This window comes from Thermoflexus sp., from assembly GCF_034432235.1.
Classification (GTDB): domain Bacteria; phylum Chloroflexota; class Anaerolineae; order Thermoflexales; family Thermoflexaceae; genus Thermoflexus.
Map to the genome: position 1 here is coordinate 1 of NZ_DAOUCJ010000044.1, position 23667 is coordinate 23667.

A 23667-nucleotide genomic window follows, 5' to 3' on the forward strand; every position below is an offset into this window, starting at 1 on the left:
GAACGGGAGACTTCCCTTAAGCCAGCGGGTTTTCCGTTGTGCGGCCTGCGGGCTGGAGGTGGATCGGGATCTCCACGCGGCCATCCACCTCCGCAATTACGGATTGGCTGTCCTAAACAGCCCTACCGGGAGTTCCCCGGGAGGTGACGCCGGTCGCGGGGTCCCCAGCCGGTCGAAGACCGGCTGGGGTGCCCCCGATCCCTCTGGCGGCGGAACGGGCAAAAGCCCGGTCGACGCGCCACGGGTCGAGGAAGCCGGAAGTGGCCGGTCATGGATTTCGCCCCGTGGAGTGAAATAAATGACGACGAGCCACAGAACGGTTTTGCAGGACAACGGTCCCCGACGACATCATCTCCGCCTGCATTTCCAACAGCCTAAGTCCCCTTCGCGCCGGGCTTCGCTCTCCTATGTGAACACCGGCCCCAGCTCCAGCACAAAGCCCGGAAGCTCCGGGTCCAGGGACACCGCCTCCACCCCCTCATACCGCTCCACCCGCCCCCCCGGCCGATACACCTCCACCACCCGCCCATAGGGATCAATCAGCACCCCCAGCCGCGCCCCGTTCGCCACATACACCCCCATCTTCTCCCGCAGCTCCCCCACCCCCTGCGACGCCGACCGCACCTCAAACACCACGTCCGGACACAACGGCCCGAAACCCTCCCGCTCCTCCGGACGCAGCCTCTCCCACCGCTCCCGCGACACCCACGAAGCATCCGGGGAAAACAGCGAACCGTCCGGAAGCCGAAAACCCGTCGAGGAATCAAACACCACCCCCAGACCAGTGCGCTCGTTCCATCGTTCTAACTGGTAGGCCACCTTCAGGCTGCGCCGTCCGCTCTCTCCGCCCGTCGGGGTCACGATCAGCCTCCCGTCCGCGGTGCGCTCGAATTGATACCCCGGGTTCCGCTCCGACAGCTCCCGCAGCTCCTCGTCCGTCACCCGATGCAACAGGTCCAGCCGGATCCCCATCCCCCACCTCCCCCGCATCCGGGATCTCCTGAGGATCATTATACGGGAGAATCGACGGGCGAGCGGCAAAACGACTCCCATCCTGCATGGATACGAGATCCACCGTGGGGGTTCCCGCTGGCCGTGTCCCGTTCTGAAATCCCGGTGAGCAGGCTCTTCCTGGGCTACAATATCAGCAAAAGCTATGGGAATGCAATTCACCCGGTTCAAAGCAGCGGAGGTAAATCCCGGATGAGCGTACGCGTTCGCTTTGCCCCAAGCCCGACTGGGTTCCTGCACGTCGGAGGGGCTCGCACGGCGCTGTTCAACTGGCTCTTCGCCCGCCACCATGGCGGGCAGTTCATCCTGCGGATCGAGGACACGGATCGCAAGCGGCTCATCCCTGGCGCGCTGGAGGATATCTTGGACTCCCTCCGGTGGCTGGGCCTGGATTGGGATGAGGGGCCCGATGTCGGAGGGCCTTACGGTCCTTACATCCAATCCCAGCGGCTGGAGATCTACCAGGAACATGCCCATCGCCTGGTTGCAATGGGCCACGCTTACTACTGCTTCTGCTCCGAGGAGCGCCTGGAGCGGTTGCGCCGTGAGCAGGAGGCCCGCAAACAGCCTACCGGTTACGACCGGTTCTGCCGTTACAACGTCTCGCCCGAGGAAGCCCAGCGCCGTATCGCTGCCGGAGAGCCTTACGTGATCCGCCTGAAGGTCCCCATGGAAGGGACCACCACCTTTCACGACCTGGTGCACGGCGAGATCTCGGTGCAGAACCGGACGCAGGACGACTTTGTGCTGCTGAAATCGGACGGCTACCCGACCTATCATCTGGCGAACGTGGTGGACGATCACCTCATGCGCATCACCCATGTGATGCGGGCGGATGAGTGGATCCCCAGCACCCCGCGGCATATCCTGCTCTATCGGGCCTTCGGCTGGGAGCCTCCGCAGTTCGCCCATTTGCCCATCATCCTGAGCCCCACCGGCAAGGGGAAGATGAGCAAGCGGGTGCTGCAGGAGCAGGGGCGCTGGGAGACGGCGGTCTTCGTGCGGGATTTCCGGGAGGAAGGCTATCTGCCGGAGGCATTGGTGAATTTCCTGGCGCTGACCGGCTGGGCCTACGACGACAAGACCGAGCTGTTCACGATGGAGGAGCTGATCGAGAAGTTCGACATCTCCGGCATCAATCCCAAACCGGCGGCCTTCAACTACGAGAAGCTCGAGTGGATGAACGGCGTCTACATCCGCCGCCTGACGGTGGAGGCGCTGGCGGATCGCTTGCGTCCCTACCTGGAGGCCCTGGGCCTGCGCCCGGACCCGGAGACGCTCCACAGGGCGATCCCCCTGATTCAGGAGCGCATCAAGACCCTCCGGGAGGGAGCGGAGATGCTGGAGTTCCTCTGGCGAGAGGAAGTCTCGCCCGCGCTGGAGGATCTGGTGCCGAAGGGGAGCACCCCGGAGGAGGTCCGGACTTGGCTGGTGGAAGCCGCGCAGGCGCTGGAGCGCCTTCCGGAATTCACCCATGAGGCCATCGAGGCCGCGCTGCGCGGGCTGGCGGACCGCCTGGGGGTGAAGGCCGGCACGCTGTTTATGGCGGTCCGGGTGGCGGTGACCGGCCGGCGGGTCACCCCACCGCTCTTCGAGTCGATCGCCCTGCTGGGCCGCCCGCGGACGCTGGCTCGCCTGGAAGGGGCGATCCGCCTGCTGGAACGGGTTCCTTCGTCTTGACCGGGAGAAACGGGCAGGAGTTCGGTCGGCTGATCCAGCATACTGTATCGCACCAGAAAGAGGGGGGAGCCGTTGAAACCCCGTTCCTTCACCATACGCCTGTTCACGCTCGCCGGGACGCCGGTCCGGGTCCACTGGAGCCTGATCGCGTTGCTGACCATCGCTATGCTGGGCGCGGGCGTGCTGGGCGGATGGCGAGCAGCCCTCCGCCAGGGGCTCGGATGGGGTCTCTTGTTCGGCCTCGTGCTGTTGCATGAGATCGGCCATCTCATGGCCGCTCGCCTGCTCCGCATCCCTGTCTCCTCAATCCTCCTGTGGCCGCTGGGAGGGTTCACGGCGGTGCAATTGCCGGCCGGCCGCTTCGGCGCGGAGTTTGCCATCGCCCTGGCCGGCCCGGCGATGAACCTCCTGATCGCCATGGGCCTCAGCGCAATGGGCATGGGAGGGAGCGCCATCAGGAGCCCCGGGGAGCGCTGGAGCCTCGGGTCCACCCTATGGATGTTCAATCTCCTCCTGGGGGTTTTCAATTTGCTGCCGGTGTTTCCACTGGACGGCGGGCGGATTATGCGCAGCCTGCTGGCCATGGGGTTTGGGGAAGGACGAGGGACCCAGCTGGCGTTGCGAGTGGGCCAGGCCGGTGCGATGGGCATCGGCGGCCTGGCGGTCTGGCAGTTCATGCGTCAGGATCCCGGAGGGCTGGTGACGATGACCGTGGCGATGTGGCTATTCGGTCAGACGCTGCAGGAAGCGCGCCTGCTCCGCCGCCACGAGCATCTCCAGCGGATCCCGGTGGCCCCCTATCCGCAGCCGATCCTGATCGCTATCAACGATCGCGTTGCCCTTCCGGCAGCCCGTCGTTTGCTGGCCCACAGCGGACAGCCGCTCCTCCCGGTGGAATCCGCTGGTCGGTGGGCGGAGGGCCTCTTCCGGGATGCGGGAGGAATCCGACGGCGGACGCTGCGGATCGTGGATGGCGAGAGCTCCATCGCCGCCGCCTGGTCCTGCCTGGCCCGAAGCGAAGCGCCGGGCCTGCTGGTGCTTCGCAACGGCCGACCCATCGGCTGGCTTGCCCGGGAGCAGGTGGAATCTCTCCTTCAGGACAGCCCATAAGCGGGAGTTCTTCTTCGCTCCGCGATCCCTGGCCCCAGAGCGGGTGCAGGGAGTTCGGGAGAAGATAGACCCAGCACGATGAAGCGGATCCTCCGATGGGTTTACCGAGCGAAATATCGCCTCCTGGGCCGGCGGATGGGACAGCCGGAGGCCCCGCCGACCCTTGAGCGGGGCCTAGTGCTGATCCAGATCGATGGGCTCTCTTTCCTCCACTTGCAGCGTGCCCTGCAGGAGGGCCGCATGCCCTATCTGGCCCGCCAGATCCGCAAGGGGCGCTTTCAGGTCGCGCCGTGGTTCGCCGGTTTCCCCACCACAACCCCGGTGGTGACCGCCGCGCTGCTCTACGGCCAGCTGGATGCGATCCCGGGGTTCCGATGGTATGAGCGGATGCGAAAGGAGCCGGTGGTGATGAAGCGCCCAGCGCACGTCCGTCGAGTCGCCGCGCGATTGCGGTCCGACGGGGGGGGCGGGTTGCTCCGGGGCGGAGCCTGCTATGCCAGCATGTTTGATGGAGGGGCGGAGCGCACCATTTTCACGCTGAGCACTATGGGCTTGCCCGGGCTGCTGAGCGGTGTGCAGGGGCTAGGCCTTTTCCTGATGGTGCTGCTGAACCCGGGGCGGATCTGGCGGATCCTCCGGATGGTGGCCCGGGACATCCTGGACGAATTGTGGTATGGGATCCGCTCCTGGGAGACCTGGTGGCGGTTCCTGCGGGACCCGACCGGGCTCTTTCGGACCGCGTTTCTGGCCCTGGGAAGCGCCCTGCTCCACGAGCTGTTGACCTTCAGCCTCAGTATGGATATCCATCGGGGGATCTCCCCCCTGTATGCGATTTACGTCCTGTATGATGAGGCCGCGCATCGCTACGGCCCGGACCATCCGGTGGCCTTCCGGGCCCTGCGCCGGCTGGACGCCTATCTGCGGGAGATCGATCGGATGGCCGGGTTCGCCCGGCGCCCCTACGATCTTTACATCTTCTCCGACCATGGCATGACCCCTTCGGAGCCCTTCGCCCGACGCTTCGGACGAAGCCTGGGAGATTTTGTCCAGGAGCATATGGTTCAACCGGTGACCCTGGATGAGACGGTGGAACCGGATGATCGGCGCTGGCGGTCGTGGCGATACCTGATGGTGGAGATGCGTGGCTTGGAGCGAACCCTCTCCCCTCGCAGCGCTCAGGTGGTCCGGGCGGCCCGGGCCTATGTGCAGCGACAGGCTCCACGCCCCCGCGAGGGAGAGGGCGGCCCCTCCGGGCGTCGGGCGGATGTGGTGGTTCGGGCCTCTGGACCCCTGGCCCATCTTTACATCACGGCCGCCTCGCACCCCCTGTCGTTGAGCGAGATCGCCGTTCAGTGGCCGCACCTGCTCGATGCCCTGATCGAGCATCCAGGGATCGGCCTGGTCATCGGGCGGGAGGGCGAAGACGTGTTTCTGATGGGCCGGCAGGGAGCGCACGTCATCCGCGCCGATGGCCGGTCTTCGATCTACGGCCAGGATCCCTTAACGGATCCGGAGCGCATGGCACCGGAGGGACGCTGGCTGGATGGGGAACGGATCGTTCAGGAGCTGGCCCGCCTGGCGCGGTTGCCCGATAGCGGCGATCTCATCCTCCTGGGAGCCTGGGATGGCCAGACGGTGATCACCTTTGAGGATCAGCGCGGAACGCACGGGGGGCTGGGCGGGGCGCAGGAGATCGCCTTCCTGGTTTTCCCCTCGGATCGACCGCTGCGCCCCCAGCGATGGCGCGATGCTCGGGACTTTCACGCCTATCTGACCGAAACATATCAGAGGACGCCTGCGTCGCATTCTATGCCGGATTGAGGAGGAGATCGCATGAAAAGATCGGCGGTGATGCTTCTAACGTTCATTGCGGCGGCCTGCACGCCCGCTCCGGCGCTCACGCCGACCCTTTCGCCGCCGGCCCCTGCAACGCCAACCCCCGCGCTGGCGGCCCGCGTGAACGGTGCACCGATTTTCCTTCAGGAGTTCGAGAAGCGAGTGGCTGCATATGAACGCGAGTGGATCCGCAACGGCCTGGATCCCCAGTCCGGGGAGGGACGACAGCGCCTGGCCCAGCTTCCCCGCCAGATCCTGGAGGGGATGATCGAGGAGCTTCTGATCCAGCAGCATGCCGCGGCGCTGGGGATCACGGTATCCCCGGCGGAGGTTGAGGCCACCATGCGCCAGTTCATCGAGGAAAGCGGCGGGGTCGAATCGTTCCGCCAGCGGCTGGCCTCCATGGGGATGACCGAGGAGGAATTCCGGCGCAATCAGGAGACGGCCATCCTGGCTCAGAAAGTCTTCGAGCGCCTGACCGCCGATATCCCGGCGGCGGCCGAGCAGGTTCACGCCCGGCATATCCAGGTGGCCCGGGAGGACATCGCCCGTCAGCTGCTGGCCCGCCTGCAACATGGGGAAGATTTCATCGAGCTGGCTCGACAATATTCCGAGAACGAAGCCACCCGGGATCTGGGAGGCGACCTGGGGTGGTTCGCCCGAGGAACCCTGGCGATCCCGGAGCTGGAGGAGGCGGCCTTTTCCACTCCTCCGGGACAGGTTGTGCTGGTGAAAACCCCCCATGGCTATCACCTGCTCCTGGTGGTGGAGAAAGATCCCGCCCGGCCGCTCTCCGAAGACCAGAAGGATCTGCTCCGCCAGAGGCGGATCCGGGAACAGCTTCAGGCCTGGCGGGCCGAAGCGCAGGTGGAGATCTTTATCCCCCTTTCCCCTTGAGGGATCCCTCCGGTGGTCATTCCAGAGGATCGAGGGCATGCCGTTATCTGGCATGCCCTTTTCGTCCGGATCGGCGGAACCGGGAGGTGCGGATGGGAACGCTGTATGTGGTGGGCACGCCCATCGGCAACCTGGAGGATATCACCCTGCGCGCCCTGCGGGTGTTGCGCGAATGCGCCATCATCGCCGCGGAGGACACGCGCCGGACCCGCATCCTGCTGGAGCATTACGGGATCCATACCCCGATGATCAGCTATTTCGAACACAACGAGCCGGTGCGCATCCCCCAGATTCTAGAGGCCCTGACCCGGGGCGACGTGGCGCTGGTTTCGGAGGCCGGGATGCCCGGCCTTTCGGATCCGGGCTTTGCGCTGATCCGCGCCGCGCTGGATCGGGGCTTCCCGGTGGTGCCTGTCCCCGGACCCTCCGCCCCGGTGACGGCCCTGGTGGCCTCGGGGCTCCCAGCGGATCGCTTCGTTTTCCTCGGCTTTCTGCCGCGCAAGCCCGGAGAACGACGGCGGTTGCTCGCGGGAGTCGCGACCCTCCCCTGGACCCTGGTGGCCTTTGAGGCCCCTCACCGCCTCCGGGAATCCCTTCGGGATATCCTGGAGGTTCTGGGGGATCGCCCCATGGCGGCGGCCCGCGAGCTGACCAAGCTCCATGAGGAAATCCGCCGGGGCACCGTGCGGGAGATCCTGGAGCACTTCACCCGGGTGGAGCCCCGGGGGGAGTTCACCCTGGTCATCGCCGGAGCGCCCGAGGAGGTCCCGCAGTGGGAGGAAGAGGAGGTGCGAAGCCGCCTTCAGGAGCTGCTCGCCGCCGGAATGCCCCCGGCCCAGGCGGCCCGGGAGCTCGCGCGGGCTTCCGGATGGCCGCGCCCGGTGATCTATCGGATGGCCCTGGACCTTCGAGGGGAATCCCATCGATCCGACCTCTGACAAAACAGGGCAGAACCACCGGCCCGAGGGGCCATGGGGAAGAGAGAACCTGCTTTTTGAGGATCCCAGGCATATTGCGATGTCCCAACTGGCCCACCATGCCGCACCGGAACGGAGTTTTCTCCCATGGGGCCTTCGTCCTCCACATCGTGGCGGATGATCCGGCTATTGATGCTCTCGGAAATCCTCTGGGCACTGGGGGAGGGCCTCTTCTTCTATCTGATCCCCGTGTATATGCAGGAACTGGGGGCCACCCCGTCCGAGATCGGGATGGCCATGGGGATCGGGGAGCTGATCCTGACCGCGATCTACCTCCCGGTCGGCTGGGTGACAGACCGCCTCCCCCACAAGCCGCTGATGCTGGGCGGATGGCTCGCCGGGCTGATGGGGGTCCTGACGATGGCCGGGGCCGCCGACTGGCGCGCGTTCGTCCCGGGCTTGACGCTTTACCTGGTGTCGGGCTACTGTCTTCCCATTATCAACGCCTATGTCGCCCGCATGGCCGGCCCGATCCCGCTGGAGCGCGCCTTCCCGCTGCTGAGCGCCAGCTACGCGCTGGGCGGCGTTCTGACGCCCGCCCTGGGTGGGTGGATGGCCCAGCAATGGGGGATGCGCCGGGTGCTCCTGGTGAGCGCGGGGCTGTTTTCCCTCTCCACCCTCGCCGCCATACGCCTCCCGGCAGATCCTCCCCCTCAACGCCCCGGGCATCGAAGCCTGGTGGAGTTCCGGCGAGGGATCCCTTGGCCGTTCGGCCTGGCCCTGTTAACGCTCTTCACCGCCGGCCAGCTGGGGCTGGTCCTGCTGCCGAATTTTCTGCAACAGCGGGGAGCATGGACCCGGACCCATCTGGGCCTCTTCGCCTCGCTTCAAGCCCTCGGGGCCATTGTGCTGGGCCCCATGCTGGGCCGATGGGATGAAGGGCGCGCGCGGCCTATCGGATTGCTGAGCGCATGGGGGCTGGGCTGGATCGCCTTCGCACTGCTCCAGATCGGATTCCGGTATCTTCCGATCGTGAGCGGGGCGATGTTCCTTCTGGGAGGCATGTATGCGGGCTATTCCCTGGCCGCGGCCCGCATCCTGCGCCTGGCCTCCCAGGAGACCCGGGCCACGTCCTCCGCGCTGGTTCATACCGCTCGCAGCCTGGCCATGACGCTGGCGGCCCCACTGGCCGGGCTCCTGTTCACCCTGGAGCCCGCCTATCCGCTGCGAGCCGCCGGGCTGGCGATCCCCCTGGCGATGGGCGCCGTCTTCTGGACAGGGAAGCTGATCCCACGGGAGGAGGCTGTTTCGCCCGGACAGGCTTGGGAGGAAGGGGGGCCTCGCCTATAATACAGGCGCACGGGTTCCGCCGCTGGCCCTCCCTCGAAACCTCACCCGGAAGGAGGCGAACGTGAAGGAGCTCCTGGAGCGGGCACTGAACGCCGCGCAGCTGAAAGGCGCATCCTACGCGGATGTCCGCTTGGTCCACCGCATCGAGCAATCCCTGCTGGTCCGCAACGGCGTGGTCCAGGGCATCAGCCAGCTCGAAGACATGGGCTTCGGGGTCCGGGTGATCGCGGACGGCGCGTGGGGATTCGCCTCCAGCGCCCGGCTGACGCTGGAGGAAGCGGAGCGGATCGCCGAGCGGGCCGTTCAGATCGCGAAGGCCAGCGCCCTCTTCAAGAAGGAAGACGTGGATATCGGCCCTCCGGTCGTTCAGCGGGGGACCTATCGGACGCCGGTGCAGATCGATCCGTTCACCGTCCCCCTGGAGAAGAAGCTGGAGGTCCTGATGGCCGCCGACGCGGCGATGCGGGCGGTGAAGGGGATCGCTGCCACCGAGGCGGAGATGGTGTTCCTCCGCGAGCACAAGATCTTCGCCAGCACCGAGGGATCGTGGATTGAGCAGGAGATCATCGAGTCGGGCTGCGGCATCGAGGCCCTCGCCGTGGGGCCCGATGAGGTCCAGCACCGATCCTATCCGAACTCCGTGGGCCGTCATCAAATGACCCGGGGATGGGAGTTCATCGAGGAATGCGACCTGCCGGGCCACGCGCCGCGCATCGCGGAGGAAGCGGTCGCGTTGCTAAGCGCCGATCCATGCCCCGACACCGTGACCACAGTGATCCTGGGAGGCTCCCAGGTGGCCCTGCAGATCCATGAGTCATGCGGGCATCCCATCGAGCTGGATCGCGTGTTCGGGACGGAGGCGGCCTATGCCGGGACCTCCTTCCTGACCCCGGAGAAACTGGGGACCTTCCGCTACGGCTCGGAGGTGGTGAACATCACGGCGGATGCCACGCTGCCCGGGGGCCTGGGGACCTTCGGATGGGACGATGAGGGGGTTCCGGCCCAGCGCGTGGATATTGTGAAGGAGGGCCTTTTCGTCGGCTATATGACCTCCCGGGAGACCGCCCGACAGCTGTTAAAGCTGCTGGGCCCTTCCCCTTACGTGACCGGCCTCTCGAACGGAACCATGCGGGCCTCCGGATGGAACCGCATCCCCCTGATCCGCATGACGAACGTGAACCTTCTTCCGGGGACATGGCGCCTGGAGGATCTGATCGCAGACACCGAGGAAGGGATCTTCATGGACACCAACCGCTCCTGGAGCATTGATGATAAGCGATTGAATTTCCAGTTCGGCTGCGAGATCGCCTGGGAGATCAAAGGGGGGAAGCTGACTCGCATGCTGAAGAACCCGATTTACACCGGGATCACGCCGGAGTTCTGGCGCTCCTGCGATGCGGTATGCAACGCCGATCACTGGGTGATCTGGGGGACGCCGAACTGCGGCAAGGGGCAGCCTTCGCAGCTGGCGCACACCGGCCATGGGGCCGCCCCCGCCCGCTTTCGGAACGTGCGGGTGTTCAGCCGCAAGTAGAAAGCGACACGGCCGGTCCCCAGACGATGAGGATCCACAGGGAGGTGACAATGCTGGGCGAATCCCAGATCCGCGAGCTCCTGGAGAAAGCCTTAACGATCTCCCCGGCGGATGAGACGGAGATCGTCCTGGAAGCCCACGATAGCGCCCTGACCCGCTTCGCGAACAACACCATCCATCAGAACGTGGCGGAAGTGAACGCAGAGATCGCGGTCCGTGTGGTGGTGGGGAAACGGGTGGGCTCGGCGATCACCAATCGTCTGACAGAGGAAGCCCTCGGGCGGGCGATCGAGGAGGCGGTGGCCATCGCCCGGCTGCAGCCGGAGAACCCGGAGTTCCCGGGCCTTCCAGATCCGGCGCCCATTGAGCCGGTTCTCGCCTTCGATGAAGCGGTGGCGGGCGCCACGCCGGAATGGCGGGCGCGGGCCATCGGGCCCATCTGCCGGATGGCGGAATCCGTGGGAGCCAGCGCGGCGGGCGCGCTCTCCACCGGGATCTACGAGCTGGCGGTGGCGAACTCCCGGGGGGTGTTCGCCTACCACGTCGGCACCGAGGCCCATTTCACCACCGTCGTGATGTGCGATGACGGGTCCGGGTATGCCCATCGGGCCGCCTGGCGTCTGACCGATCTGCATGGGGAAGCCCTGGGCCGCTCCGCGATCGAAAAGGCCCTGCGAAGCCGGAACCCCCGCCCGGTGGAGCCGGGGGTGTATCCGGTGGTCCTGGAGCCCTACGCGGTGGATGATATCCTCTCCTGGCTGGGCTACGCAGGCGCCGGCGCGCTGGCCGTCCAGGAAGGCCGATCGTGGATGAATGATCGGATCGGCCGCCCGATCATGTCCCCCATGGTAACCATCTGGGATGACGGTCGGGATCCAACGGGGTTGCCGCTTCCGTTCGATTTTGAGGGCGTTCCCCGCCAGCGCGTGGTCATCGTGGAGAAGGGCGTCCCCCAGGGCCCGGTCTACGATACCATCACCGCCGCCCGGGAGGGGCGGCGTTCCACCGGTCACGCCCTCCCCCGCTCCCGCCCCCAGATGGCCAGCCTGGGGCCCATTCCCCTTCACCTGTTCATGGCCCCCGGGGAGGCGACGCTGGAGGAGATGATCCGCCAGGTGGATCGCGGCCTTTACATCACCCGGTTCTGGTATACCCGCCTGGTCCATCCGCGGGATTGCGTCCTGACCGGGATGACCCGGGATGGGGTGTTCTGGATCGAGAAAGGGGAGATCGCCTACCCGGTGCAGAACCTGCGATTCACCCAAGGCTACGTGCCGGCCCTGGCTCAAGTGCGGGCTGTGGGGAAGGAGCGCTGGGTGCTTTCTGAAGGGTTCGGGTTCACCTGCGTTCCAGCCCTCCTGCTGGAGGCGTTCACCTTCACCGGGGTGACCGAGATGCCCGGGGGTTAGCATGCCGTAGGGGCACGGCATGCCGTGTCTTTACCTTATATATGGAGGTTTCCGGTGAGCGAATCGACAGCGCGGCTGGCCGTGCATGGGCATTTCTATCAGCCCCCCCGGGAGGATCCGTGGACCGGGGAGGTCCCTCCGGAGCCCGGGGCGGAGCCGTATCACGATTTCAACGAGAAGATCACGGCGGAGTGCTACCGGCCGCTGGCTGAGCGCTGCCTCTTTGAGCGGATCAGCTTCAATATAGGGCCTACCCTGATCGCCTGGCTGGCCCGACATGATCCGGAGACCTATCGGAGGATCCTGGAGGCGGATCGGGCGAACGTGGCCCGCGGCGTGGGGAACGCCATCGCCCAATCGGCCCATCACACGATCCTCCCCCTCGCCCGACGCCGCGATCGGATCACCCAGGTCTACTGGGGGATTCAATCCTTCCAGCATCGCTTCGGCCGGCATCCCCGGGGGATGTGGCTGCCGGAGATGGCCGTGGATCTTACCACCCTGGAGGTGTTGGCCGAGGCCGGCCTGACGTTTACCATCCTTTCCTCCGAGCAGGTGCGAGGGGAACTCACTCGGGGCGCCGGGCCGTATCGGGTCCGCCTGGAGGCCAACGCGTATTTCACGGTCTTCGTCCGGGATCGCGATCTTTCGAATCAGGTCTCCTTCGCGATGCCCTCGCTGGGGCCAGCGGATCGCTGGGCCCAGGAGGTCCTGCGAGGCCGGCGCGATCTGACGCTGCTGGCGATGGATGGGGAGACCTTCGGCCATCATCACCGGGAAGGGGTGGGCTTCCTGGAGCGCCTGCTCCACCCGCAGGCCGCTGCCTATGAAGTCGTAACCCTTACCGAGCATCTGCGGGCGCATCCGCCGGTGGAGGAAATCGAGGTGATCCAGAACACGGCTTGGAGCTGTTCCCACGGCCTGGCCCGCTGGAGCACGGGATGCGCCTGCACCCCCGGGGATTCGCGGTGGAAAGCGATCCTGCGGGCGGCGATGGATCTGCTTTCGGAGGAGATCGACGCCGCCTATCTGGACCTGGCCCACGGGCGCGTCGGGAATCCGTGGCGGCTGCGGGACGAGTATATCCATGTGGTCCTGGGGGTGATGGACGCCGGCTCGCTCCTGCGGGAATTCGCCGATCGTCCCTTTTCCACCGAGGTCGAGCAGCGCCTGCTGCGGGCCCTTCAGGCCCAGGTCCACCGCCAGCGCATGTTTGCCAGCTGCGGCTGGTTCTATGCAGATCTGGACAGCTTGGAGCCCCGCCTGGTGATCCGCCAAGCGGCACGGGCCATCGAGCTGATCCATGAAGCGACAGGGGTCGATCTGAGCGAGGGATTCCGCCGGGCCCTGGCGCTGGCCCGAAGCGGGCGCACTGGCAAAACCGGCGCCCAGATCTTCGATGAGATCTGGAACAGCCGGCCTTCGGGGCTCCAGAGCGAAAGCCCCCCGTCGAGGCTCTCCCTCTGACACAAAGGCGAGGGATGAAGCCTCCCACTTCCTTGTCCGCCCCGTCCAGGAGAAGGCCCGCCCCTCCGGCTCAGAGATCGGGGGGCCGATCCATGTCCGAGGCGATCTTCAGATCCAGAATCGGGGAGCCATCCAGCGCGTCCAGCCCCCGCACGCGCACAACAGGGCCTTCGATGGCCACCACCCGCACCCCCGTGAGCCCGATGGGATTGGGTCGATACGGGGAACGGGTGGCGAAAACCCCTTTCACAGGCTGGGTGGGATCGCCCCGGGGATGCACTTTCAGGCGGATCTCCTTCACCCGGTCCAGAACGTAAATGACCATCAGCCCATCGCCCGGCTGCAAACCCTCCAGACCCTCCACGAACGCCGGATCCAGGACCAGTTCGCTCTCCTCCTGGCGCATCACATCCGCTTCCGTCCACTCCGAGAAGCGGTTCCGAACATAACCAATGGCCCGGAACACCCATTCTTTCTGGCCCATGACCGCTCCCTATCGCACTGTGGACGAATCGGGTAAGGGAGGCTTTCACGGGGCGCCGATTGGAAATCGGCCTCACAAGAGGCTCCGCGCCTCGTGAGGCCTTCGTCAACGTGAGGTGTCTTTTGGACGACGCAGGCCGGCCATCGGTCAAAGGCCCTTGAGGTCGAATTCATTCGACATCCCTTCACACCCCGCGTCGACGCCCGCTTCGATCGTTGCATCTTGAATCATGGAATCGGGTCATAGGCTCCCACCGGTGGACGACACAGAGGCCCAGGTAAGCTGTAAGCCAAAAAAGAGGCTGGACCGATGGCCCACGGCCGCCGATCCAGCCCCGTGGAAGTTTTTGCTCCCCAGGGGAGTGGAGTAAGCGCCGAAGGCGTCTCCTCAACTCCCGGAGCTCCTCCTTCACTGTCCCGATCCGGAAGCCGGAGCTCCCGCGAGCTCCGGCACCTCCCGCTTGCTCTGCCAGACCACCCAGAGGAGCACCGCCAGGAGCACTCCCACCGCGGCACCGATAGCCAGCAACGTCCCGATGGTGAGAACCCCCCGGAACTGAACGATGATCGGCGCGGCCAGCACGGAGACCAGATTCACCGCCTTGATCATCGGGTTGATGGCCGGGCCGGCGGTGTCCTTCAGTGGATCCCCGACGGTGTCGCCGACCACGCTGGCCTTGTGGCGCTCACTGCCCTTGCCCAGATTGCGAGCTGGATCCCGCGGCTCGTTCTCCACGCGCTTCTTGGCGTTATCCCAGGCCGCCCCGGCGTTGGCCATGAAGACCGCCAGCAGCTGTCCCACCAGGATGGACCCCGCCAGGAAGGCGCCCAGGGCCTCCACCTGGAGCACCAGGCCCACCACCAGCGGGGTAGCCACCGAGAGCAGCGCCAGGGAGAGGAGCTCCTTCTGGGCGGCCAGGGTGCAGATCGAAACCACCCGGGCGTAGTCGGGTTTCACCGTTCCCTCCAGGACCCCCGGGATGCGGAACTGACGTCGCACCTCCTCCACGATCAGAGTGGCCGCGCGGCTTACAGCCCGGATAGCGAAGGAGGAGAAGAGCCACGGCAGCGCCCCGCCCAACAGCAGGCCCACGAACACCAGCGGATGGTCGATCCGGATCCCGACATCCTGCAGGGTGGGCTTCTGCCCAAGCTGGGCCTGGACCTTGCTGACATCCGTGAGGTAAGAGCCGAAAAGAGCCACGGCGGCGATCACCGCGGTGGCAATGGCCAGGCCCTTGGTGGTGGCCTTCGTGGTGTTGCCCACCGCATCCAGGTCCGCCAGCACCTCTTGGGCGCTCTCCTCCAGCCCGGCCATCTCCGCGATCCCGCCGGCGTTGTCGGTCACCGGGCCGTAGGAATCCATCCCCACCACGTTGCCGGTGAGCATCAGCAGCCCAATTCCGGTAAGGGAGACCCCGTAGAGCACATAGACCGGCGGCAGGCCCCAGTAGATCAGGGTGGAGGCGGCGATGGTGAGGGCGATGACCACAATCGCCCACACCGTGGATTCATAGCCCACGGCCAGGCCGCTAAGGATCGTGGTGGCCGGGCCGGCGCGGGTGGCCTTCTCGATCTCACCCACTGGAGCCCGCTCGGTGCTGGTGAAGTAATCCGTCAGCCGCTCAATGACAATGGAGAGAATCAGCCCCACCGTCGTTGAAGCCACCACCCGCCAGTCCTTCGCGTAGAGCAGGCCGATCGTTCCGAAGCCCAGGAAGGAGAGAACGGCTCCAACGAAGAAGCCCCGGCTGATGGCCCGCAGCGCGTCCCCCCGGCGGCCGGCCACGCCCCCCACCGCGTATGTGCTGAGGATCGAGGCGATCACCCCCACCGCCCGGGCTAGCAGCGGAAAGATGATCCACACCATCGAGTGGTTCGGGTCGACCGCGCGGACGGCCAGGCCGAGGATCATCGCCGAGACCATAGTGACCTCATAGGACTCGAAGATGTCCGCGGCCATCCCGGCGCAATCGCCGACGTTGTCGCCCACCAGATCGGCCACCACCGCCGCATTGCGGGGGTCATCCTCCGGGACGTCCATTTCCACCTTGCCAACCAGGTCCGCCCCCACGTCCGCGGCTTTGGTGTAGATGCCGCCGCCCACCCGCATGAACAGGGCCAGCAGCGTCCCGCCGAATCCAAAGCCGAGGAGGGCATCCGGCGCGGCGATCCCGAAAATCAGAAAGATGATGGAACCGCCCAGCAACCCCAGGCCATTGGTCAGCATCCCGGTGATGGTGCCGGCCCGATAGGCCAGGCGCAGGGCCGCCTCATACCCGCGGGTCCGCGCGGCCTCGGCCACCCGGATGTTCCCCTGGACAGCCATCCGCATCCCCAGCTGCCCGACCGCGAGGGAGAACCCGGCGCCCAGCAGGAAAGCGACCGCGCGGCCCAGTCCCATCACCAGCCGCAAGGTGTTCTCATCCAGCTGGGGGAAGACCTCCCGCGCTTCCGGTGAAGGGGGGACGATGTAAACGCTGAGGAAGAGCAACACGCTCAGGAGGCCCATGAACGGCAGGATGCTCATCAGCTGCCGGCGCAGATAGGCCTCGGCCCCCTCTCGGATGGCCTCCCAGACCTCCTGCATCTTCGGCGTGCCCTTCGGGTGGCGCATGACCTCCGTCCGGAGGATCCAGGCGAAGATCAGGCTCACCACGGCCACCCCAAGCACGGCCAGCACCGCATAGAACTCAAACGGCGTGAGCCCATGCCAGGTCATCCGCGCACCTCCCTAAGGGTTTCGATTAGCGGGGGAATGTGAGGAAAGACGCAAACCCATTCTACAAACTTTAAAAGGAAGGGTCAAGGGGAAGGGGAACCGAAAGGAGGCCACCGTCCAGCGCATCTTCACAGGGGGCCAGGCGCTCCTCCCCACGGACCGGTCCACGCGGGTAGAGCAGCCCCTGGCCCCCCTTATGCGGAGGGAGAAGCAGCCCACGCGCTTTCGGCGGCTTCTTTCTCCCCCAGGTTCACGATGAGCACGTTGGCCCGCACGCGGTGGCGCACGCCCTCGATGGTCGTGCCATGGACCACGTCGGCCAGTCCGGCGTGGCCGTGGCTCCCCATGATGAGCAGGTCCGCAGCCGTCTCGTTCACCAGACGAGCGATTTCCGGCACCGGGTGCCCCATGCCCAGGAGGCATGTGACCTCAAACCCCTGCTCCCGCAGCAACCGGGCATACCCCTGCAGCCGCGCCTCGTCGCGCGCCACCTCGGAATCCGCAGCCTGAGGGCCCACGGCCCGCGCGGCCGGGCTTTCCACCACGTGGATCAGGTAGACGTGCGGCCGGCTTCCCCCGGCCACCCGGACCACCTCGCGCAACAAGCGCTCCTCCCCGCCACCGAAGTCCAGCGCCACCACGATGCGGCGGTATGGGGTCGGCGGCGTCACCTGCGATGGCACCGGTGCTTCGCGGTGGACGGGCGTCCACGATGACACCCCCGCGCGGCCCAGGTAGGGGTCCAGCCATGGGCGCACGGTGATGTATACGAGGAGCGCCGCCAGCGCCGCGGCGGCTGGAAAGACCAAAGCCCGGACCCACCACGCTTCCGGGCCGGCTGCGGCCATCCAGGCGCTGACCTCGTCCACCAGCAGCCTGACGTTCAGTGCCACGATCACGCCGGCCACAGTCCAGGCAACCCCCTGCATCCGCCTTCCGAGGGCAAACTCCCCCATCCGCTCCCGGTCCGAGACCATGTGGATGAGGGGAATCACCGCGAAGGGCAGTTGCAGGGAGAGGATCACCTGGCTGAGGACCAGGAGATCGCTGGTGGCGTGTTCCCCGAAGAGGGAGATGGCGATAAGCGCGGGCGTGATGGCCAGCAGGCGGGTGATGAGCCGGCGCAGCCATGGGCGGATGCGCAGGTTGAGATATCCTTCCATGACCACCTGGCCGGCCAGCGTGCCCGTGATCGTTGAGCTTTGCCCTGAGGCCAGGAGCCCGATGCCGAAGGCCAGCGGTGCCAGCGTCGTGCCCAGGAGCGGTTCCAGCAGGCGATAGGCCTCCTGGATTTCCGCCACTTCGCGCAGCCCGTTTCGGTAGAACACAGCCGCGGCCATGACCAGAATGGCTGAGTTCACGAAGAAGGCCAGGCTCAGCGCCACCGCCGAATCGATCGTGTTCCAGCGGATGGCATCCCGCAGGGACGCCTTATCGCGCTTCACCCGCCGCGTCTGGACCAGCGCCGAGTGCAGATACAGGTTGTGGGGCATGACCGTGGCGCCCAACATTCCGATGGCAATGTAGAGCGCGGTTGTATCGGGAATGGAAGGCACAAAGCCCGAGGCGATGTCCGGCCAATCGGGCCGGGCCAGGAAGATCTCCACCAGCAGTGCCAAACCGATGGTCCCTACCAGCGATGCGACAACTGCCTCCAGCTTACGGATTCCATAGTGGGACAAGAACAAGAGGAGCAGCGTGTCGAAGGCCGTGATGAGAACCCCATACAGGAGGGGGATGCCGAACAGGAGCTGCAGGGCAATGGCTGACCCCAGCACTTCGGCCAGGTCCGTCGCAGTGATGGCGATCTCCGCCAGGATATACAGCGGGATGTTCACCAGGGGTGGATACTCCTCCCGGCAGGCCTGGGCCAGGTCCCGCCGGCTGACAATGCCTAAGCGGGCGGCCAGGCTCTGGAGAAGCACCGCCATCAGGTTGGACATGAGCAAGACCCAGATGAGGGCGTAGTTGTAGCGGCTCCCTGCGGCCAGGTCAGTGGCCCAGTTCCCCGGGTCCATGTACCCCACGGCCACCATGATCGCCGGGCCGGCCACGGCAAACCAGCGGCGCCACCAGCGGACATCCTGGAGGAGATCCACGCTTTCGTGCACCTCTTCCAGGGACACATGGGCCTTGCGCATGATCGCCTCCCGGTTTCCCGGCCTCGCCTGGACCGGTCATATCAGCGTATATTCGGAAGATCACCCGCTCAAAGCAGAGTTGTGTTTCTCCCCCATAAATTTAGTCGGACCTAAAAATGATGTCAAATCGCTGACGGGTTCTCCTTACCCTCTCAGCGATCGGGGCGCTGGCCGTGCTTCTCTTTGAGCACCAGGGGGACGCAAGCCGGATGGCTCTCGCGATTTCTCCTTCGAGGTCAGATCCCTGGTTGCGTTAAAATGAGGCTGTGTAGATCACGCATCGATTCGAAGCCTGAGGGGAGGGAAGGAGATGTCGAGTGTGCACGGGGGGCGGCTGGTGGCCAAGGCCCTGAAGGCCGCAGGGGTGGAGGTGGTTTTCACTCTGTGCGGCGGCCATATTCTGCCCATCTACGACGGATGCCTCGACGAGGGGATCCGCATCATCGACGTCCGCCACGAGCAGGCCGCCGTCCACGCCGCCGATGCATGGGCCCGCCTGACCGGCCGGCCGGGGGTCGCCGTGGTGACCGCGGGCCCCGGAGTCACCGACAGCGTCACCGGGGTGGCCAACGCCTTCCGGGCCAACAGCCCGGTGCTGGTCATCGGCGGCCAGGGGCCCTTCGCCCAGCTCGGCCGGGGCTCCCTGCAGGAGATGGATCACCTGGCGGTGATGCGGCCGATCACCAAGTGGGCGGGGGCTGTCTATGAGACCGAACGGATCCCGGAGTTCATGGAGATCGCCCTTCGCCATGCGGTAAGCGGCCGCCCCGGCCCCGTCTTCCTGGAGATCCCCCTGGATGTCCTCTTCCGGTTCGCGGATGAGCGCCACGTGGCCTTTCCCCGCTTCGAGCGGAACGTGCCGCGGCCCGGCCCAACGAAGCCGGCGCTGGAGCACGCGGCGGCGATGCTCTCCGAAGCGGAACGCCCCGTGGTGATGGCGGGGAGCGGGATCCGCTGGTGCAACGCCTATGGTGCCCTCGCCCGATTCGTGGAGACGCTGGATCTTCCCTTGTTTACGAATGGAATGGCCCGAGGAACTCTCCCCCCGGATTCGCCGCAGTTTTTCCAGCATGCCCGGCGCAAGGCTTTCGCTCAGACGGACCTCCTCATCCTGGTCGGTGGAGAATTCGACTTCCGGCTGAAATTCGGGCAGGAGATCGCTTCAACGGCGCGGATCATCCACGTGGATCTGGAGCCCACGGTGATCGGGCACAACCGGCCGGTGGATCTGGGGCTGGTGGGGGATATCGGGATCATCCTGGAGGAGTGGCGGCAGGCCATGCAGGCCCGCCATCCGGGCCGGCGGTGGACGGCGTGGCGGGAGGCGCTGCGGGCGATCGAGGAGACCGAGGCGGCCTTCTGGGCCCAGGGGAAGGACGCCGCGGATATCCCCATCCATCCGCTGCGATTATGCCATGAGCTGGCCCGCTTCATCGATGACCGAACCATCGTCATCGGCGATGGGGGAGATATCGTGGCGGCCGCTTCCCGTATCCTCCCGGTTTACCGGCCGGAGAACTGGATGGATCCCGGGCCTTTCGGATGTCTGGGGATCGGGGTGCCCTTCGCGATCGCGGCTCAGCTGGCTTATCCGGATCGGCGGGTGCTGGTGCTCTTCGGCGATGGGGCCTTCGGGTTCAATGGTTTTGAATTCGACACAGCCGTGCGCTTTCGACTTCCTATTATGAGCGTGGTGGCCAACGATGCGGCGTGGAGCCAGATCCGCCGACCCCAGATTGAAATGGTAGGGGAAGCTCGCGCGGTGGCGACCGCCCTGGCTCCCACCCGCTATGATCGGATCGTGGAGGCCTTCGGAGGTTACGGCGAGCTGGTGGAACGCCCGGAGGACATCCAGCCCGCTCTAACACGGATGGCCGCAGCGGGGCGACCGGCCTGCCTGAACGTCCGCACCCAGCCGCTGCCGCCCGGCATCCTGTCGGCGCGGTATTTTTAGTCTAAGGGGAGCTATCTGCCTCACCTTCCCCTCTTTCTCATCGTGGAGAGAGCGCGATGCGGGTGCTTCTCACCGGTGGAACGGGGATGCTGGGGCGAGCCCTTCGGGAAATCTGGAGCTCGCAACATGAAGTGCTCGCGCCATCCCATGCGGAGCTGGATCTCGCCCGGCCGCCCCAGATTTTCGAAGCGGTCCGTCAGCTTCATCCGCAGGTCATCCTCCACGCCGCCGCGATTGCGGATGTGGACCGTTGCGAGTCGGATCCGGATCTCGCGTTCCGGGTGAACACGGTGGGCACCGCCTGTCTGGCCGCAGCCGCTCATGAAATCGGGGCCACCCTCATCTTCATCAGCACGGACTATGTGTTCGACGGCACGAAGGGAACTCCTTACACCGAGTTCGACGCTCCCAACCCGATCAATATCTACGGGCGGAGCAAATGGATGGCCGAGGAGGCCGTGCGAACCCTCTGCCCACGGCATTTCATCGTGCGGACGGCGTGGCTCTTCGCCCCATGGGGCCGTCATTTCGTGACCCAAACCGTGGAACGCATCCAGCGCGGGGAACCCGTGGGGGGGATCGCTCAGACCAGCTCCCCCACTTCGGTGCTGGATCTCGCCCGGGGTCTTCTACGCCTTCTGGAATATCCCGCCTATGGGGTCTATCACATGGTAAATCACGGCGCGGCCTCTCGATACGAGATGGCCCGGGTGATCCTGTCGATGCTGGGGCGGAACCCAGAGGAGGCCATCCGGCTGTCCGCGGTGTCCGGCCGGCGCGCCCCACGGCCGGACCGGACACCGCTGCGGAACTACGTGCTGGAGCTGCAGGGCCGCGATCCCATGCGGCCATGGACGGAGGCCCTGGCGGAATGCCTGGAACGGATGGGGCTGTCTATCGTCCCTTAGGATTCGGGGTTTACGCGCCTTCGCCAGCCTCCTCCAGCTCCAGCTCCTCGAGGGAAACCATCGCCTCGCACTTCAGACAGTGGGCGTTCTCCCGATCGTCCTGCACCAGGACGCCGCCGCAGTGCGGGCAGCGCACGGTCAATGGCCGCTTCCAGGTGGTGAAGTTGCACGCGGGCCAGTTGCTGCATCCATAGAAGGTGCGGCCCCGCCGGGTCTTCTTTTCCAGAAGCTCTCCGCCACACTGCGGGCATGGGATGCCCAGCTTGTGGTAGAAGGGCCGGGTGTAACGGCACTCCGGGAAGCGCGTGCAGCCCACGAACTTCCCGAAGCGGCCGTAGCGGATCTGCAGCGGCGCGCCGCACTCGGGGCACTGTTCGTCCAGAAGCTCGTGATCCAGGGAGATCTTCTGGATCCCGGCCAGAGCAGCCTGGAGCCGCTGCTCGAAGGGTCCATAGAACGCTCGCAGCACCTCCACCCAGTCCACTTCACCGGCGGCGATGCGATCCAGATCCTCCTCCATCCGGGCCGTGAAGTTCACATCCATGATGTCCGGGAAATGCTGGACCAGGAGGTCGGTCACCGTGATCCCCAGCGGGGTGGGCACCAGACGTTTATCCACCCGTTCCACATACCCTCGCTGGAAGAGGGTGGAGATGATCGGGGCATATGTGCTGGGCCGGCCGATGCCGTATTCCTCCAGCGCTTTGATCAGCGAGGCTTCGGTGTAGCGCGGCGGCGGCTGGGTGAAATGCTGTTCGGGCAGCACCTGCCAGAGCCGCAACCGCTCGTTGGGCTCCAGCGGCGGCAGAAGCCCGCCGCCCTCCTCTTCCTCCTCAGGCCGGACATCTTCCTCACGGGCCTCCTCGTAAACCACCAGGAAGCCCGGGAAGCGGATCGCGGAACCGGTGGCCCGGAAGAGATAGCGGGGGCTCTCCAGGGCTTCCGCGGGGATCTCCCCGTTAGCGATCAGTGAGCGGGGCACCGCCACGATCTCCACCGTCATGGTGTCCAGGATGGCGGGAGCCATCTGGCTGGCCACGAACCGCTTCCAGATCAGCTCGTAAAGGCGATACTGATCGCGATCCAGATAGGGTTTCACGGATTCCGGCGTCCGGAACACCGAAGTAGGACGGATGGCCTCATGGGCCTCCTGGGCGATCCGGGCTCGGGTCTTGTAGACCGGAGGCTCGGGAGGGAGCAGCTGCTCCCCATAGGTCTGGGCGATGAAACGGCGGGCCTCCTCCTGAGCGAGAGGGGAGATGTTCGTGGAGTCCGTGCGCATATAGGTGATGAGGCCGACGGAACCCTCCTCGCCCAGCGGCAGGCCCTCGTAAAGCTGCTGGGCGACGGCCATCGTGCGCCGGGCCGTGAAGCCCAGGCGTCGGGAGGCCTCCTGCTGCATCGTGCTGGTGGTGAACGGGGCAGCCGGCCGCCGCCGGCGCTCGCCCTTCTTGACGCTGACCACCCCATAGAGAGCATCCCTCAGCTCCTCCACCAGCGGGCGCACCTGCTCCTCGTTATGGAGCTCAGGCTCGGCCCCCCGATAGCGAACCAGACGGGCGCGGAAGGTCCGATCCTCATCGAGTTTGGAGAGCTCCACGGCGATGGTCCAGTATTCCTCCGGGACGAAGGCCTGGATCTCCCGCTCCCGCTCGACGATGAGCCGCAGGGCCACCGACTGCACCCGGCCGGCGGAAAGGCGCCCGCGCACTTTCTCCCAGAGCAGCGGGCTCAGCTTGTAGCCCACCAGGCGATCCAGGATGCGCCGGGCCTGCTGGGCGTTCACCAGTTGCATATCGATGCCCCGGGGATGGGCGAAGGCCTCTTTGATCGCCGGCTCCGTGATCTCGTGGAAGACCACCCGGCGCAGCTTCGAGGCCGGGATGTTCGCCACCTCGGTCAGATGCCAAGCGATGGCTTCCCCCTCGCGATCCGGGTCGGTGGCCAGATAGACTTCCGCCGCCTCCTTCACGGCCTCCCGCAGCTCCCGGACCACCGCCTGCTTCTCTTTCGGCACCCGATAAGTGGGCTTGAAGTCGTTCTCGATGTCCACCGCCAGCTGGGATTTCAGCAGGTCCCGCACGTGTCCGATGGACGCCTTCACCACGAAACCCCGGCCCAGGATGCGGCCTACCGTGCGGGCCTTGGCAGGGGATTCCACAATGACCAGCCGTGTGCCTTTCTCCGACATTTTCTTCCCTCCAGACCTCATCCCTGCAGGTAAAGGGAATAGGGGCCGTTTATCCGG

General features: G+C 66.0%; 16 protein-coding genes. 11 read left to right on the forward strand and 5 right to left on the reverse strand.

All coding sequences use genetic code 11. The features are described from left to right. Positions 1–405: 405 nt before the first annotated feature. Entirely contained in the window at positions 406–990 is a 585-nt protein-coding gene (locus VAE54_RS05205) for a Uma2 family endonuclease (protein ID WP_322800879.1), read from the reverse strand. A gap of 213 nt (positions 991–1203) precedes the next feature. On the opposite strand from VAE54_RS05205, the gene gltX reads away from it, so the two are divergent. The 9 genes from gltX to VAE54_RS05250 all read left to right on the forward strand — a co-directional run bounded on the left by gltX (position 1204) and on the right by VAE54_RS05250 (position 13211). After that, complete coding sequence (gltX, locus tag VAE54_RS05210) at positions 1204–2691, forward strand: glutamate--tRNA ligase (RefSeq protein WP_322800880.1); 1488 nt, start codon at positions 1204–1206, stop codon at positions 2689–2691. Between the two features lie 72 nt (positions 2692–2763). Next, entirely contained in the window at positions 2764–3801 is a 1038-nt protein-coding gene (locus tag VAE54_RS05215; RefSeq protein ID WP_322800881.1) for a site-2 protease family protein, read from the forward strand. A 78-nt stretch (positions 3802–3879) separates the two neighbouring features. Next, the gene (locus VAE54_RS05220) at positions 3880–5622 is read left to right on the forward strand and encodes an alkaline phosphatase family protein (protein WP_322800882.1); all 1743 of its coding nucleotides are present in this window, start codon (positions 3880–3882) and stop codon (positions 5620–5622) included. Between the two features lie 12 nt (positions 5623–5634). After that, on the forward strand, positions 5635–6534 hold the full coding sequence (locus VAE54_RS05225; protein ID WP_322800883.1) for a peptidylprolyl isomerase: 900 nt from the start codon (positions 5635–5637) through the stop codon (positions 6532–6534). Between the two features lie 92 nt (positions 6535–6626). Then, positions 6627–7472 carry a 16S rRNA (cytidine(1402)-2'-O)-methyltransferase gene (gene rsmI, locus VAE54_RS05230; protein WP_322800884.1) on the forward strand — a complete coding sequence of 282 codons (846 nt, stop codon included), beginning with the start codon at positions 6627–6629 and terminating at the stop codon, positions 7470–7472. A gap of 126 nt (positions 7473–7598) precedes the next feature. Next, complete coding sequence (locus VAE54_RS05235; protein ID WP_322800885.1) at positions 7599–8801, forward strand: MFS transporter; 1203 nt, start codon at positions 7599–7601, stop codon at positions 8799–8801. A 61-nt stretch (positions 8802–8862) separates the two neighbouring features. Beyond that, on the forward strand, positions 8863–10335 hold the full coding sequence (locus VAE54_RS05240; protein WP_322800886.1) for a TldD/PmbA family protein: 1473 nt from the start codon (positions 8863–8865) through the stop codon (positions 10333–10335). Positions 10336–10385: 50 nt separating this feature from the next. After that, positions 10386–11744, forward strand: coding sequence for a TldD/PmbA family protein (locus VAE54_RS05245; protein WP_322800887.1), 1359 nt, complete (start codon positions 10386–10388; stop codon positions 11742–11744). A 54-nt stretch (positions 11745–11798) separates the two neighbouring features. Next, positions 11799–13211, forward strand: a complete 1413-nt coding sequence (locus VAE54_RS05250; RefSeq protein ID WP_322800888.1) for a DUF3536 domain-containing protein — start codon at positions 11799–11801, stop codon at positions 13209–13211. Positions 13212–13281: 70 nt separating this feature from the next. On the opposite strand, the gene tsaA is transcribed toward VAE54_RS05250, so the two are convergent. The 3 genes from tsaA to VAE54_RS05265 form a co-directional block, all read right to left on the reverse strand. Next, positions 13282–13695 (reverse strand): tRNA (N6-threonylcarbamoyladenosine(37)-N6)-methyltransferase TrmO, encoded by a 414-nt coding sequence (gene tsaA, locus VAE54_RS05255; RefSeq protein WP_322800889.1) that lies wholly within the window; start codon positions 13693–13695, stop codon positions 13282–13284. A gap of 408 nt (positions 13696–14103) precedes the next feature. After that, positions 14104–16416, reverse strand: a complete 2313-nt coding sequence (locus VAE54_RS05260; RefSeq protein ID WP_322800890.1) for a sodium-translocating pyrophosphatase — start codon at positions 16414–16416, stop codon at positions 14104–14106. Between the two features lie 194 nt (positions 16417–16610). After that, positions 16611–18557 carry an Nramp family divalent metal transporter gene (locus VAE54_RS05265; RefSeq protein WP_322800891.1) on the reverse strand — a complete coding sequence of 649 codons (1947 nt, stop codon included), beginning with the start codon at positions 18555–18557 and terminating at the stop codon, positions 16611–16613. Positions 18558–18867: 310 nt separating this feature from the next. Here VAE54_RS05265 and VAE54_RS05270 point away from each other — a divergent pair, with 310 nt between their 5' ends. Together VAE54_RS05270 and rfbD are read left to right on the forward strand one after the other, a co-directional pair. Further along, a complete protein-coding gene (locus VAE54_RS05270) occupies positions 18868–20511 on the forward strand; it encodes a thiamine pyrophosphate-binding protein (RefSeq protein WP_322800892.1) in 1644 nt (547 codons plus the stop codon). A gap of 56 nt (positions 20512–20567) precedes the next feature. Beyond that, complete coding sequence (rfbD, locus tag VAE54_RS05275; RefSeq protein WP_322800893.1) at positions 20568–21419, forward strand: dTDP-4-dehydrorhamnose reductase; 852 nt, start codon at positions 20568–20570, stop codon at positions 21417–21419. 10 nt (positions 21420–21429) lie between these two features. On the opposite strand, the gene topA is transcribed toward rfbD, so the two are convergent. Continuing rightward, a complete protein-coding gene (gene topA, locus VAE54_RS05280) occupies positions 21430–23610 on the reverse strand; it encodes a type I DNA topoisomerase (RefSeq protein ID WP_322800894.1) in 2181 nt (726 codons plus the stop codon). Positions 23611–23667: the final 57 nt, after the last annotated feature.

Bases quoted from the DNA above. Each gene is read 5' to 3' on its own strand.
- VAE54_RS05205 (WP_322800879.1), bottom strand. From the start codon at position 990: ATGCGGGGGAGGTGGGGGATGGGGATCCGGCTGGACCTGTTGCATCGG.
- gltX (WP_322800880.1), top strand. From the start codon at position 1,204: ATGAGCGTACGCGTTCGCTTTGCCCCAAGCCCGACTGGGTTCCTGCAC.
- VAE54_RS05220 (WP_322800882.1), top strand. From the start codon at position 3,880: ATGAAGCGGATCCTCCGATGGGTTTACCGAGCGAAATATCGCCTCCTG.
- VAE54_RS05225 (WP_322800883.1), top strand. From the start codon at position 5,635: ATGAAAAGATCGGCGGTGATGCTTCTAACGTTCATTGCGGCGGCCTGC.
- rsmI (WP_322800884.1), top strand. From the start codon at position 6,627: ATGGGAACGCTGTATGTGGTGGGCACGCCCATCGGCAACCTGGAGGAT.
- VAE54_RS05235 (WP_322800885.1), top strand. From the start codon at position 7,599: ATGGGGCCTTCGTCCTCCACATCGTGGCGGATGATCCGGCTATTGATG.
- VAE54_RS05245 (WP_322800887.1), top strand. From the start codon at position 10,386: ATGCTGGGCGAATCCCAGATCCGCGAGCTCCTGGAGAAAGCCTTAACG.
- tsaA (WP_322800889.1), bottom strand. From the start codon at position 13,695: ATGGGCCAGAAAGAATGGGTGTTCCGGGCCATTGGTTATGTTCGGAAC.
- VAE54_RS05260 (WP_322800890.1), bottom strand. From the start codon at position 16,416: ATGACCTGGCATGGGCTCACGCCGTTTGAGTTCTATGCGGTGCTGGCC.
- VAE54_RS05265 (WP_322800891.1), bottom strand. From the start codon at position 18,557: ATGCGCAAGGCCCATGTGTCCCTGGAAGAGGTGCACGAAAGCGTGGAT.
- VAE54_RS05270 (WP_322800892.1), top strand. From the start codon at position 18,868: ATGTCGAGTGTGCACGGGGGGCGGCTGGTGGCCAAGGCCCTGAAGGCC.
- rfbD (WP_322800893.1), top strand. From the start codon at position 20,568: ATGCGGGTGCTTCTCACCGGTGGAACGGGGATGCTGGGGCGAGCCCTT.
- topA (WP_322800894.1), bottom strand. From the start codon at position 23,610: ATGTCGGAGAAAGGCACACGGCTGGTCATTGTGGAATCCCCTGCCAAG.